Source organism: Bacteroides graminisolvens DSM 19988 = JCM 15093, from assembly GCF_000428125.1.
Classification (GTDB): Bacteria; Bacteroidota; Bacteroidia; order Bacteroidales; family Bacteroidaceae; genus Bacteroides; species Bacteroides graminisolvens.
Genome location: NZ_ATZI01000001.1, coordinates 565,993 through 579,505 on the forward strand (window position 1 = coordinate 565,993; position 13,513 = coordinate 579,505).

13 protein-coding genes and 1 pseudogene are annotated in these 13,513 nt (G+C 46.8%); 9 read left to right on the plus strand and 5 right to left on the minus strand.

Annotated features, from left to right (window positions below; genetic code table 11):
* The first annotated feature begins 19 nt into the window (after positions 1–19).
* From C511_RS0102240 to C511_RS0102275, 8 genes and pseudogenes are all read left to right on the plus strand, one after another.
* On the plus strand, positions 20–367 hold the full coding sequence (locus C511_RS0102240) for a hypothetical protein (RefSeq protein WP_024995290.1): 348 nt from the start codon (positions 20–22) through the stop codon (positions 365–367).
* 126 nt (positions 368–493) lie between these two features.
* A pseudogene (locus C511_RS16015) lies at positions 494–2,531 on the plus strand (TonB-dependent receptor).
* 110 nt (positions 2,532–2,641) lie between these two features.
* Positions 2,642–3,298 carry a PASTA domain-containing protein gene (locus C511_RS0102250; RefSeq protein WP_027317720.1) on the plus strand — a complete coding sequence of 219 codons (657 nt, stop codon included), beginning with the start codon at positions 2,642–2,644 and terminating at the stop codon, positions 3,296–3,298.
* A 26-nt stretch (positions 3,299–3,324) separates the two neighbouring features.
* The gene (locus tag C511_RS0102255; protein WP_027317721.1) at positions 3,325–4,398 is read left to right on the plus strand and encodes an RluA family pseudouridine synthase; all 1,074 of its coding nucleotides are present in this window, start codon (positions 3,325–3,327) and stop codon (positions 4,396–4,398) included.
* A complete protein-coding gene (locus C511_RS0102260; RefSeq protein ID WP_024995289.1) occupies positions 4,395–5,369 on the plus strand; it encodes a D-alanine--D-alanine ligase in 975 nt (324 codons plus the stop codon). The genes C511_RS0102255 and C511_RS0102260 overlap by 4 nt, the downstream gene beginning before the upstream one ends.
* On the plus strand, positions 5,366–6,514 hold the full coding sequence (locus tag C511_RS0102265) for a hypothetical protein (protein WP_027317722.1): 1,149 nt from the start codon (positions 5,366–5,368) through the stop codon (positions 6,512–6,514). The genes C511_RS0102260 and C511_RS0102265 overlap by 4 nt, the downstream gene beginning before the upstream one ends.
* Positions 6,511–7,191: a NigD1/NigD2 family lipoprotein gene (locus C511_RS0102270; protein ID WP_024995288.1), complete on the plus strand. Its 681-nt coding sequence runs from the start codon at positions 6,511–6,513 to the stop codon at positions 7,189–7,191. The genes C511_RS0102265 and C511_RS0102270 overlap by 4 nt, the downstream gene beginning before the upstream one ends.
* Positions 7,192–7,213: 22 nt before the next feature.
* Positions 7,214–7,597 (plus strand): rhodanese-like domain-containing protein, encoded by a 384-nt coding sequence (locus C511_RS0102275; protein WP_154657448.1) that lies wholly within the window; start codon positions 7,214–7,216, stop codon positions 7,595–7,597.
* 58 nt (positions 7,598–7,655) lie between these two features.
* Here C511_RS0102275 and C511_RS0102280 read toward each other — a convergent pair whose 3' ends face one another.
* From C511_RS0102280 to proB, 3 genes are read right to left on the minus strand one after another with little or no spacing between them, the layout of a single operon-like run.
* The gene (locus C511_RS0102280; RefSeq protein WP_024995286.1) at positions 7,656–8,612 is read right to left on the minus strand and encodes a Rossmann-fold NAD(P)-binding domain-containing protein; all 957 of its coding nucleotides are present in this window, start codon (positions 8,610–8,612) and stop codon (positions 7,656–7,658) included.
* 20 nt (positions 8,613–8,632) lie between these two features.
* The gene (locus C511_RS0102285; protein ID WP_027317724.1) at positions 8,633–9,886 is read right to left on the minus strand and encodes a glutamate-5-semialdehyde dehydrogenase; all 1,254 of its coding nucleotides are present in this window, start codon (positions 9,884–9,886) and stop codon (positions 8,633–8,635) included.
* Between the two features lie 16 nt (positions 9,887–9,902).
* On the minus strand, positions 9,903–10,985 hold the full coding sequence (gene proB, locus C511_RS0102290; protein WP_027317725.1) for a glutamate 5-kinase: 1,083 nt from the start codon (positions 10,983–10,985) through the stop codon (positions 9,903–9,905).
* A 169-nt stretch (positions 10,986–11,154) separates the two neighbouring features.
* Here proB and C511_RS0102300 point away from each other — a divergent pair, with 169 nt between their 5' ends.
* Positions 11,155–12,294, plus strand: a complete 1,140-nt coding sequence (locus C511_RS0102300) for a pyridoxal phosphate-dependent aminotransferase (protein ID WP_024995285.1) — start codon at positions 11,155–11,157, stop codon at positions 12,292–12,294.
* Here C511_RS0102300 and C511_RS0102305 read toward each other — a convergent pair.
* Both C511_RS0102305 and murI read right to left on the minus strand, forming a co-directional pair.
* A complete protein-coding gene (locus C511_RS0102305; RefSeq protein ID WP_024995284.1) occupies positions 12,291–12,524 on the minus strand; it encodes a DUF2007-related protein in 234 nt (77 codons plus the stop codon). The two genes, C511_RS0102300 and C511_RS0102305, sit on opposite strands and share 4 nt — an antisense overlap.
* A 72-nt stretch (positions 12,525–12,596) precedes the next feature.
* Entirely contained in the window at positions 12,597–13,439 is an 843-nt protein-coding gene (murI, locus tag C511_RS0102310; RefSeq protein ID WP_024995283.1) for a glutamate racemase, read from the minus strand.
* Between the last annotated feature and the right edge of the window lie 74 nt (positions 13,440–13,513).

A 13,513-nucleotide genomic window follows, 5' to 3' on the forward strand; every position in this document is an offset into this window, starting at 1 on the left:
TGCGGTTAATCAGTGAAACATGAAACGATTGTTGCTTCGCATACTCAAATATTTCTTGCCGGCCTTGTTTATATCTTACGTAGGGCTGGTCAGTTTATTTGTTCACTCGCATGTGGTGAACGGAGTCACAATTGTGCATTCCCATCCGTTCAATAAGGATGTAGAGCATACGCACTCTTCTGCAGAGTTTCAGCTGATAAATCATCTGTCGCAAATTTGGGTTACCGGAGCCATTGTTCTTTCCTTGTTGGTAACCCCATTACTGCTTTTCTTTTTAGAACTGCTGCCTGATGCTCGCTTGCAAGTCATTGTGTCTTCCAGGCTAACAGGCATTCAGTTGCGTGCACCTCCTTCTTACTCTCTTTGATATTTCTTGATTGATTTGAGAATAGAGTTTTCTACCCTTCTGCTATAGTATAGAGCGGAAGGCATTGATGTGCTTTGCCCCATGAGGAGCAACGCATGTGTTTCACGTATTAAAATTAAAAGCAAAATGAAATATATATTATCCATAGTCGCTTTGTGCTGTTTTTATTTGTCGGCACAGGCTGTCTCTCCGGAGGTACCGGAATTAAAAAAATCAGATGCAAACATAATCGGCCATGTGCTCGATAAAGCAACCAAAGAACATTTACCCTACATCACACTGGCGCTAAAAGGCACTACCATTGGTACTGTAACAGATGCTACGGGGCATTACTTCTTGAAGAACTTACCCGAAGGAAATTTTGTGCTTGAGGTTAGCGCGGTGGGCTACAAAACGGTTAAACGAAATGTAAGTCTCAAGAAGGGACGTACGTTGGAAGAAGATTTTGAGATTGAGGAAGACTTGGTGGCGCTCGACGGGGTGGTTATTTCGGCTAACCGTAGTGAAACGACCCGCCGAATGGCGCCTACGCTGGTCAACGTGGTTGATTTTAAGATGTTTGAAACGACCAACTCGGCCACGCTGTCGCAGGGACTTAATTTTCAGCCGGGTGTGAGGGTGGAAACGAATTGCCAGAATTGTGGCTTCCAGCAGGTACGTATTAATGGACTCGACGGACCTTATACGCAGATATTAATAGATTCGCGCCCCATATTCAGTGCTTTGTCGGGTGTGTACGGCTTGGAACAAATACCGGCCAATATGATTGAAAGGGTGGAGGTGATGCGTGGCGGTGGCTCAGCTTTATTCGGCTCTTCGGCCATTGCAGGTACCATCAATATCATCACCAAGGAGCCGCTGAGAAACTCCGGCCAGCTAGCGCATACGCTGACTGCTGTGGGCGATGCGTCGGCTTTCGATAATAATACGACCTTGAATGCTTCGTTGGTGACGGATGATCAGCGGGCAGGATTGTATGTGTTTGGTCAGAACCGCTATCGTTCGGGTTATGACCACGACGACGACGGCTACACGGAAATGCCTAAACTGAAGAATCAAACGGTAGGCTTCCGTTCGTACTTCAAGACGAGTACGTATACCAAGCTGACTTTTGAATACCACCACATGCAGGAGTTTCGCAGAGGGGGCAACTTGCTCAATCGCCCGCCGCACGAAGCTGATATTGCTGAACAATTGGAGCATTCCATCAATGGCGGTGGACTGAAGTTCGACTATTTTTCTCCCGATGAGAAGCATCGCCTGAGTGTGTTTTCTTCAGCTCAGCATACCGACAGGGACAGTTATTATGGTGGTGGAAAGGACTTGAATGCTTATGGAAAAACAACCGATCTTACCTTTATGGCGGGTGCGCAGTATGTGTACCGGTTTGATCTATTGTTGTTTATGCCGTCTGATTTGACGTCGGGCGTGGAGTATAACCGTGACGGTCTGGAAGATAATATGTGGGGCTACAACAGGTACACGAAACAGACCATCAACATAGCCAGTGCTTTTTTGCAAAACGAATGGAAAACGGCCAAGTGGGGAATACTGATTGGGGCTCGTATCGACAAGCATAACCTGATGGATGATGCCGTTGTGAGTCCGCGGGCTAATTTGCGCTTCAACCCCACGGAGAACCTGAACTTCCGACTGAGTTATGCTTCCGGCTTCCGCGCTCCGCAGGCTTTTGATGAAGATTTGCATATTGATAATGTGGGGGGGAACTGTTTCCATGATCGAACTGGCTTCTGATTTGAAAGAGGAGAAATCACAAAGTTTCAGTGCCTCGGCCGATTGATATCACCGGTTTGGCGCTTTTCAAACTAATTTCTTGGTGGAAGGTTTCTATACCAAGTTAGCCGATGTATTTGTACTCGAAGATACGGGCACTTACACGGGCTCCATGCTGGTTCAGCACATGGCCGGCTATGTGGAAAAGGATGTTGCGGTTACTACCCGTGACTTCTTAGATTTGGGCATCAAGCTGGCTTATGATTTTGATGTTTATAAAACAACAAAGTTACAGTTGAATGCAGGTGTGCAGAATCTGTTTAATGCTTATCAGAATGATTTCGATAAAGGCAGGAAGCGAGACTCAGGCTACATTTACGGTCCTTCGATGCCTCGAAGCTATTTTGCCGGAATCAAAATCAGTTATTAAAACGGATTATTTGTACGGAATTGTCACCTCAAATAACCGATTCTTCCGAAAGCGTATGCATCTTATCAACTAAATATACTATCTTTGGCCCCAAATAATGACTGGTAATTATGACAATAAAAGATTTTTTTTCTTTCAGGGAGAATAAATACTTTTGGGTAAACATCATTGTGATGGTGGTTGTAGCCGGGGTGCTCGTATTCGGTGCACTCACGGGAGTTGATCTCTACACGCGCCACGGTGAATCGGTTGCCGTGCCCGATGTGCGCAACATGACGGTGCAGCAGGCTGCCAAAATCTTTGCTGACAGGGGTTTGCTTTGCATGGTAACGGACTCTAGTTACGATAAACATAAAGCTGCGGGGTGTATCCTCGATTATACTCCGGCTGCCGGACAAAAGGTGAAGGAGGGCAGAACCATTTATCTGACCATAAACACGTTGAACGTGCCGCTGAAACCGGTGCCCGATGTGGCCGATAACAGTTCGGTACGTCAGGCGGAGGCACGCTTGTCGGCTGTAGGATTCAAACTCACCGAGAACGAATATGTGAGCGGTGAGAAGGACTGGGTGTATGGAGTGAAGTACCGCGGCAGACGCTTGATGGCCGACGAGAAGGTTCCGGCCGGTTCAACGCTTACTCTCATGGTGGGCGATGGAACGGAGGAGAGTCTGGATATGGGTACCGACAGCATCGGTGCCGACGATAGCGGTGATGACACCGGGGCGGAGCAGGCGCCCTCGAAATCTGAGGATAGCTGGTTCTAAATAATTCATCCGTTTTTGAGTGTCAGATGATAGAAAACTTTTCAGAAGAGATAGAAGATAACGATATTGATGAGATAGAAGCCATTGGCGACGAGGCTCAGCTTTACGAACATTTCCGGGTGGTGGCCGACAAAGGGCAGGCGCTCGTAAGGGTTGACAAGTATTTGTTCGACCGCATTGTCAATGCTTCGCGCAACCGCATTCAAAAGGCAGCTGAGGCGGGATTCGTCATGGTAAACGGTAAGCCGGTGAAGTGCAGCTACAAGGTGAAGCCGCTGGACGTAATCACGGTCATGATGGACCGTCCGCGTTACGAAAATGAGGTGGTGCCCGAGGATATTCCGCTCAACATTGTGTACGAGGATAAGTATCTGATGGTGGTGAATAAACCTGCCGGACTGGTAGTGCATCCGGGGCACGGTAATTATCACGGTACACTGGTCAACGCTTTGGCTTGGCACCTGAAGGATGATCCCGATTACGATGCCAATGACCCGAGAGTGGGACTGGTGCACCGCATTGACAAGGACACGTCGGGTTTGCTGGTTATAGCCAAAACTCCCGATGCCAAGACGCATCTGGGATTGCAATTCTTTAATAAAACAACCAAACGCAAATACCGCGCGCTGGTGTGGGGTATTGTTGAGGAAAACGAGGGCACAGTCGTTGGAAACATCGCCCGTAACCCCAGAGACCGCATGCAGATGGCGGTTTTCGAAGACCCGGAGATAGGCAAACATGCCGTTACGCATTACCGGGTGCTGGAGAGGCTGGGCTATGTTACGCTGGTGGAGTGTGTGCTCGAAACCGGAAGAACACACCAAATACGCGTGCACATGAAACACATTGGGCACGTGCTGTTTAATGATGAACGCTACGGCGGACACGAAATTCTCAAAGGAACTCACTTTAGTAAATACAAACAATTTGTAAACAACTGCTTTGATATTTGTCCCCGACAGGCGCTTCATGCCATGACATTGGGTTTTGTACACCCTCACACCGGTGAGGAGGTGTATTTTACCTCTGAAATGCCCGATGACATGACGCAGCTTATCGACAGATGGAGAGGCTATATTAGTAATAGAGATTTAGTATGAAACCAATTGTTGCCATTGTAGCAGGTGGAGATTCTTCTGAACTGCCTGTTTCCCTTCGCAGCGCCCAGGGGCTTTATTCCTTTATAGATAAGGAAAAATATGATTTGTACATTGTTGAAATGCAGGGACTTCGCTGGGAAGTGCAACTGCCCGGTGGCGAAAAGGCTGCTGTTGACCGTAACGATTTTAGCTTCCACAACGGAACGGATAAGGTGAAGTTTGATTTTGCCTATATCACCATTCACGGTACACCCGGTGAAAACGGTCTGCTACAAGGCTATTTCGATATGTTACGCGTTCCGTATTCGTGCTGTGGGGTATTGCCTGCCGCTATTACATTCAACAAGTTTACCTGCAACCAGTACCTCAAAGGGTTTGGCATACGGGTGGCAGAATCTCTCATGATTCGCAAAGGGCACGAGGTGCTCAATCAGGAGATTACCGGCAAGGTGGGATTACCTTGTTTCATTAAGCCCAACTTGGGTGGCTCTAGCTTCGGCGTGACGAAGGTGAAGGAGGAATCGCAAATTCAACCGGCTCTTGAGAAAGCATTTAGCGAAGCCGATGAGGTAATTGTTGAGGCGTTTATGGACGGAATAGAAATTACCTGCGGATGTTACAAAACAAAATCAAAAGAGGTAGTGTTTCCTATTACGGAGGTAGTTACTAAAAATGAATTCTTTGATTATGATGCGAAGTATAACGGACAGGTGGAGGAAATTACGCCTGCACGTTTGCCTGACGAGTTGACCGAACGGGTGCAACTGCTCACTTCGGCCATTTATGATATCTTGGGCTGTTCGGGTATTATACGCATTGACTATATCATTACCGAGTCGCAAAAAATTAATCTGCTCGAGATTAACACCACGCCCGGAATGACACCAACCAGCTTTATTCCACAGCAGATTAGTGCTGCCGGACTGGATATTAAAGATGTAATGACTGATATTATTGAAGATAAATTATGAATCCGACTGCTTTTGATGACATCCGACCTTATCATGACGAGGAGCTTCCTGCCGTTTATGAGGAGCTGATTGCCGATCCTGCCTTTCAAAAGGCTGTTTCGTCTATTATGCCGGGGGTGCCTTTCGAGGCTATTGCGCAGAAAATGCGTTCTTGCCGTACTAAGCTGGAGTTTCAGAAGGCTTTTTGTTATGGTTTACTTTGGAATATCGTAAAGGAGTGTGCCAGCGGACTTACCATTGACCACTCTGCTTTGCCCGATAAGGAGAAGCCGTATACGTACATTTCCAATCACCGCGATATTATTCTCGACTCGGGTTTCTTGTCGATCTTGTTGCTCGATTTGGGTATGAGTACGGTGGAGATTGCCATTGGCGACAATCTGCTGATTTATCCGTGGATAAAAAAGGTGGTGCGCATCAACAAATCATTTATTGTGCAACGGGCGCTCACCATGCGCCAGATGTTGGAAGCATCGGCACTGATGTCGAACTACATGCATTACACCATTCGCGACAAGAAACAATCTATCTGGATTGCGCAGCGCGAGGGACGTGCAAAAGATTCCAACGACCGCACGCAAGATAGTGTACTCAAGATGTTGGCCATGGGTGGTGAGGGTTCTGTGCTGGAGCGACTGGCGGAGATGAACATCGCACCGCTGTCTCTTTCGTATGAGTATGATCCGTGTGATTACCTCAAAGCGCAGGAATTTCAACTGAAAAGAGATGTTGAGGGTTACAAGAAATCAACTCAGGATGATTTGCTGAACATGAAAACCGGGTTATTCGGTTTCAAGGGAAGGGTTCACTTCCAAGTGGCGGAGCTGATCAACGACGACCTCTTGAAACTGGATGCTTCTTTGCCGAAAACGGAACTTTTTGCTTGTGTCTCAGCTTTGATTGACCGGAAGATTCATGCCAATTATCGTTTGTATCCCGGCAATTATGTGGCGTGTGATTTACTCGATGGAACGACCACTTTTGCCGGTAATTATTCGGCTGAAGAGAAGCAAACATTCGAGGATTATATTGCAGGACAGCTCGACAAAATTTCTATTCCCAATAAAGATGTGGAGTTTTTGCGTGAGAAGTTATTAGTAATGTATGCCAATCCTGTAATTAATTACCTGGCCGCAAGTCGATGAAACCGTTCCGACTCTTTCTAATCAGTCTACTGAGCATCTGCTGTCTGTCTTCTTGTGAGGAAGATGACGATTATGTTTATCCTTCGGTTCAACTGGAATTTCTGACCGGAAGAGCAGGAGTCAATGGGAGTTTGGCTACGTTAACCAGAGACAACGGACAGTTGTTGGAGGTAGCGGAGGATGCATCGGCCACCACGGCATCGCCGGGTGATACGTTGCGTTTGGTAGCCAATTATGAAACGAAAGAGGTGAGTCAGAATGGAGTACCCCGGGTGAAGATTTATGCTTTACTGCAAGCCATTTCACCGAAGCCCGAACCGGCTTCTGCCTTTAAGAATGGGGTATTCACTGATCCGGTGGCCATACAGAGTGTGTGGAAAGGAAATGCTTACCTGAATGCTGTGCTGCTGGTAAAAATGCACAGTGCCAAACACCTGTTTCACTTTGTGGAGGAGGCGCTTGCTATTGACGGTGAGGGAAGAACGGTAGTGTACCTCAAACTGTATCACGATGATGGGGACGACTTGCAGGCGTTTACCCGCCGGGCTTATGTTTCTGTGCCTTTGAACGGGTATCTTCTAAACAATACGAATGGGGTGGTTGTTTATTTTAGCGTTAACACGTACGATGAAGGGGTGAAGACCTATCGGTACGAATTTGCGCCTTCGTCGAATTAGTTTAACTTTAATAATTGACCAAATGTATCACTTAGTTGTAACTACCATGTTTATATTGTCGTCTTTGTTTGGTTGTCAGCAGCCAAAAAACTATACAACTCTTCCCACTAATGAGTTCGAATCGCTGATTAAAGAGGAGTCTGTGCAACGTCTTGATGTGCGCACACCACTCGAATTCTCGGAAGGCCACATTGCCAAATCCATTAATATCAATGTGCTCGACGGATCTTTTCAGGCCATAGCCGATTCGCTGTTGCAGAAGGATGTGCCGGTAGCGCTTTATTGTCGCAGCGGGCATCGCAGCAAAAAGGCTGCCTCTATTTTGGCAAAGCAAGGCTTTCAGGTTTACGAACTGGCTGAAGGATTCAACGGTTGGCAACAGGCTGGTAAACCGGTAGATAAATGACAAAAGAGCTGCAACTTCTTTCAGGGTTGCAGCTCTTTTACTTATAGGGGAAAGGTTTTTATTTCAACCCTTCAATCATTCTTTTCAATACAACGGTAGCCGATATTTCGCGGTTGGCAGCTTCGGGAATAACAATAGATTGAGGACCCTCAATCACGCTGTCAGTAACAATCATATTTCTACGTACCGGTAAGCAGTGCATGAAATAGGCGTTGTTGGTAACAGACATGTGTTTGTTGCTCACGGTCCAGTCCATATCTTTACTCAGAACTCTGCCGTAATTGTCGCCTGTGTAGGCAGCCCAGTTCTTGGCATATATGAAGTCGGCTCCTTCAAAGGCTTTCATCTGGTCATATTCTACCCGCGCATTGCCCACAAATTCGGGAGCAAGCTCGTAACCTTCGGGGTGTGTGATGACGAATTCATAGTCGGTTGCGTTCATCCATTCGGCAAATGAGTTGGGCACTGCCTGAGGAAGTGCGCGAGGATGAGGTGCCCAAGTCATTACTACCTTGGGACGTGCCGTTTTCTTATACTCTTCAATGGTAATAAGGTCGGCAAAGCTTTGCAGGGGGTGGCGTGTGGCTGCTTCCATAGAAAAGACCGGGCGACCGGAATGTTCAATGAACTGATTGATGATTACTTCGTTGTAATCATATTCGCGATCTTCAAAACGGGCAAAAGAACGTACGCCGATGATGTCGCAATAACATCCCATGACGGGTATGGCTTCGAGCAAATGCTCGGGCTTATCACCATCCATAATCACGCCTCGTTCTGTTTCCAGTTTCCAGGCTCCCTGGTTGATGTCAAGTACCATGACGTTCATGCCCAGGTTCATTGCGGCTTTGTGCGTACTTAAACGGGTGCGCAGACTGGAGTTGAAGAATATCATCATCAGGGTTTTGTTACGACCCAGCTCCACGTATTTGAATTTATCTTTCTTTATTTCAAAAGCTTCATCGAGGGCACTTTTCAAATCGCCCAAGTCATGTACACATGTAAATTGTTTCATGTTCACTTTATTTAGTTGGTTTATACTCTTATTTGCCCGTCGCCTTCAACAATCCATTTATAGGAAGTAATCTCTTCCAGTCCCATAGGTCCCCGAGCATGCAGTTTCTGCGTGCTGATGCCGATCTCAGCACCCAATCCGAATTGAGCACCGTCGGTAAAGGCCGTGGATACGTTGGTGTACACACAAGCCGCATCAACCACTTTGGTAAAAAGGATTGCTGATTCTTTGTTTTCAGTGATGATGCATTCGCTGTGCTTGGAACTGTACATGTGTATGTGTTCCAATGCCTCCGGCAGACTGCCAACTGTTTTCACAGCCATGGCATACGACAGGAATTCGGTACCGAAACTTTCATCTGTAGCATGTTTCAGTAACTCGGCAGGGTAATGTCCTTGTAGTGCGTTGTAAGCCTCGGTATCCGCGTAAACCAGTACGTTACTGGCTGGAAGCAGTTGACACAAGGTAGGTAAGTCGGCCAGGCGTTTGCGGTGAACCACCAGACAGTCGAGCGCATTACATACGCTTACACGTCTGGTCTTGGCATTGTTCACAATGCGGGTTCCTTTTTCCAAGTCGCCGTCTTCATCGAAATAGGTATGGCAAATACCTGCACCGGTTTCAATAACGGGGATAGACGCATTTTGGCGGACGAAATTAATAAGTCCGCAACTGCCGCGAGGTATGATAAGATCTACATAACCCACGGCGTGAAGCAAGGCGTTGGTTGCTTCACGGTCTGCCGGCAGCAGTTCAGCTATATGTGTGTCGAGCTGATGTTGTTTCAATATGCTGTGAATAACGCTTACAATGGCTTTGTTGGAGAATTCGGCATCACTTCCGCCTTTCAGCAGACAAGCATTTCCACTCTTAAAACAAAGGGAAAATACGTCGAAGCTCACGTTGGGGCGAGCTTCGTAGATGATACCGATCACGCCGAAGGGCACACTGACTTTGGTGAGCTTCATGCCGTTGGGCCTCACTGTCTCTGCCAATATCCTTCCCAACGGAGAGGGTAGGGAAGCCACGTTGCGTATGTCGGCTGCAATGTCTTTGATTCGTTGTTCAGTCAGCTTCAACCGGTCGAACTTCGGGTCTGCCGGATCCATTCTTTCCAGATCTTTTTGGTTCTCTGACAGAATGAATGCGGTATGTTCCACTGCTGCATCGGCAACGGCCAGTAACACACTGTTAATTTGGTCATCGGTTAACAATGCCAGTTTTCTGCTGGCCGCTTGTACGGCAGCAAACGTGTCGTTTAACTGTTCCATCATATTTTTGTTTTAAGCGTTATTCCAAGTATAAGTAATCATAATGTACTACGGCTTTTTTTCCGTGCTTGCCTAGTGCTTCGATTACCTGTCGGGAGGTGCAGTTTACTTTACCCACTCCGATGGCGTTTCCCTGGTTGTCGATGATACGCACAATATCATCTTTTTCAAATTCTCCTTCCACACGGGTAATGCCGATGGGCAGTATGCTTACTGCTTTGTCGGATGTAAGTACCTGAGTGGCTTGCTCGTTGATGTGTATTTCTCCTTTGGCAAAACCTTCGCTGTGAGCAATCCATTTTTTGATGCTGGATACCGGCTGCTCGGAGGGCAGGAAACGAGTGCACAAGGTGGTGTCGGGATGATTGATGAGGTTGGTCAATATGTCGTCTCGTTTGCCGTTGGCAATGATAACGGTAATACCTTCATCGGCCACTTTACGGGCAATGTTGGTCTTGGTAAGCATACCACCCCGTCCGAAACTTGACTTGCTCGTCTGAATGTAGTTCGACAAGTCTTTCCCCCGATCTATTTCTCTGATTACTGAGGCCGAAGGGTCGCTTGGTACCCCGTTGTAGATACCGTCGATGTTACTGAGGATAATCAATGCCTGAGCATTCATCATCGAAGCGATAAGGCCCGATAGCTCATCGTTGTCGGTAAACATAAGTTCGCTGACCGAGATGGTATCGTTTTCGTTTACAATGGGAATCACCTTGTTCTCCAGCATCACACTCATGCAGTTCTTCTGATTGAGATAATGCCTGCGGGTTCCGAAATTCTCCTTCGTGGTAAGAACTTGTCCCACCGCAATGCCGTGTTCGCGAAATAATTCGTAGTAACGGTTAATCAATTTGGCTTGTCCCACAGCCGAGAAAAGCTGTCGTTGGTCCACACTGTCGAGCTTCTTGTTGGTTTTCACCTCACTTCTTCCCGAGGCAACCGCCCCCGAAGAGATGAGAATCACTTCGATTCCCGCTTTGTGTAACCCGGCAATCTGGTCGGTCAGGGCCGACATGCGTGTGACGTCCAGTGTGCCATCCTTTCGTGTAAGCACATTGCTCCCTATTTTAACAGCGATGCGTGTAAACTGATGCTCCATTTCTATTACGATTTGAATTACAAATATAGCCTATTTTTGCTAATCTGTAAGCTAGGAGCCCATTAAAAGTCATCAAATAGTATTTTACCGCTCTGCTTTCTTGATTTTGTTGATACGTTTTCGCACTCTTTTTTGTACTTTTGCGCATCCTTTTAATACAAAATAATTCATGAAGCATATCAATCCCCAGGTGGAGCAAATGACTCCTTTTATTGTAATGGATGTACTCGAAAGAGCCAAAGAACTTGAACGTGAAGGAGTTTCCATTATTCATTTGGAAGTGGGGGAACCCGACTTTGACACGCCTGCTTGTGTGTTACAAGCGGCTAAGTTGTCGTTGGATAATCAGTGCACACATTACACCCATTCTTTGGGCGATGTGCAGCTCAGGAAAGAAATTGCCCGGTTTTACAAAGATGAATACGATGTGACGGTCGACCCCGAATGCATTGTGGTAACTTCGGGCTCTTCACCTGCCATTTTACTGGCTTTAATGTTACTCTGCGAGGCCGATTGTGAGGTTATTCTTTCGAACCCGGGTTATGCCTGTTACCGTAATTTCCTGCTGGCTGTTCAGGCCAATCCGGTATTGGTACCGTTGCGCAAAGGAATGGAGTACCACATGGACGACATCCGTAAGTCCATTTCATCGCGCACACGGGCTGTCTTTATAAACTCACCCATGAACCCCACGGGAAACTTGTTGCCCGACTCTTTTTTGAAAGAAATAGCTTCTTTGGGAGTGCCCGTTATATCGGATGAAATATATCACGGACTGGTTTATGACGGTAAAGCAAGAAGCATATTGGAGTTTACCGACAAGGCTTTCGTGGTCAACGGATTTTCCAAACGTTTTGCCATGACCGGTTTTCGTTTGGGGTATCTTATTGCGCCCAAGCCCTACATGCGCGCTTTGCAAACGTTGCAGCAAAACTTGTTTATCTGTGCTCCGTCTATGGCTCAGGCTGCGGGGATAGCTGCTTTGCGTGAAGCGGCTCCCGATGTGGAGAATATGTGTAGCATCTACAATGAGCGACGATTGTACATGATTGAACGCCTCAGAGCGATGGGTTTTGGTATCGATGTGGAACCGATGGGAGCCTTTTATGTCTTTGCCGATGCCCGTAAATTCACGAAAGATTCCTATCAGTTTGCATTCCGAATCTTGGAGGAGGCACAAGTAGGTGTCACTCCCGGTATCGACTTCGGGACTTGTGGCGAAGGTTTCATCCGGTTTTCGTATGCCAACTCGCTGGAGAATATCAAGGAAGGGCTTGACCGCTTGGAGCGGTTCTTAAAACAACTTTAGTCGGTTTTTTTATCTTCGTTTTCATTGATCAGGGTCACAGCCGATTCATAGTTCTCTTCGCTTACAAAAACCGCTACTTCCGGGCTTATGTAAGGCGCCAAGGTTCCCATGATTCCGTCTTTGAGCGCTGCTTGTATTCCGTTGCTCTCTAATAACCCTTTGACTAGTTCGGCTTGCCAAGGCGTTCCGACAAAAACTTCCGTTAATTTATTGGCATCATTCTCTTTCATGGTATTTCTCTTTAGTTGTTTCTTTATGATAGAACAAAGTAAACCGGCGAAAAGTTAACGACGAATGAAGTTTTATTCCAGTGATATTCTCTTCACTTCAATTTCCTCATTCAGGAAAAGTTTGGCCGATTCCGAGAATTTCTCTTCTGCTTCTGTGGTATAGAAATGGGTAACTCCGTTCTGCGTACATTTATCGGCTATCTCGGGGTGTCTTTTAAGATAATCTTGCAAACTGACAGCCACGAATTCACCTTGTGTGATGATTTGTACTCCTTGAGGTACGTATTGATTTATTTTAGGAAGTAAGAGTGGATAGTGGGTGCAGCCCAAAATGATCGCATCTATTTGAGGATCTTTACCGAGTAGACTGTTGAGGTTCTTGCGAATGAAGAAGTCGGCCCCGTCACCCGTTGCCTCGTTGTTCTCAACAAGAGGCACCCACATGGGACAAGCTTCTCCGGTCACGGTGATATCCGGAAACAGCTTGCGAATCTCGAGCGGGTAAGACTCTGACTTGATGGTTCCGGCTGTTGCAACCACTCCAATGTGCCGGCTACGAGTCATTTCGCCAATCCTTTCTACCGTGGGGCGGATAACTCCAAGAACTCTTCTCGATGAATCCAATTGAGGCAAGTCATTGGTTTGTATGCTACGAAGAGCCTTGGCCGATGCTGTGTTACAAGCCAGAATGACTAGATGGCAACCCATCTCAAACAATTTGGTCACTGCTTGCCGGGTAAACTCATATACAACTTCGAAAGAACGCGTACCGTAAGGAGTACGTGCGTTGTCGCCCAGATAGATATAATCATATTGGGGCAAAGTTTTTCTGATTTGTTGCAGAATGGTTAGTCCCCCGTAACCGGAATCGAACACTCCGATGGGGCCTGGTGCTTCGGGTAACTGTTTCTTCATCATAAGAGTTATACTAAAAAAAACGCGGATGAAGCGAATTGGCGCTTCATCCGCGTTATCCGCGTTAACAATAT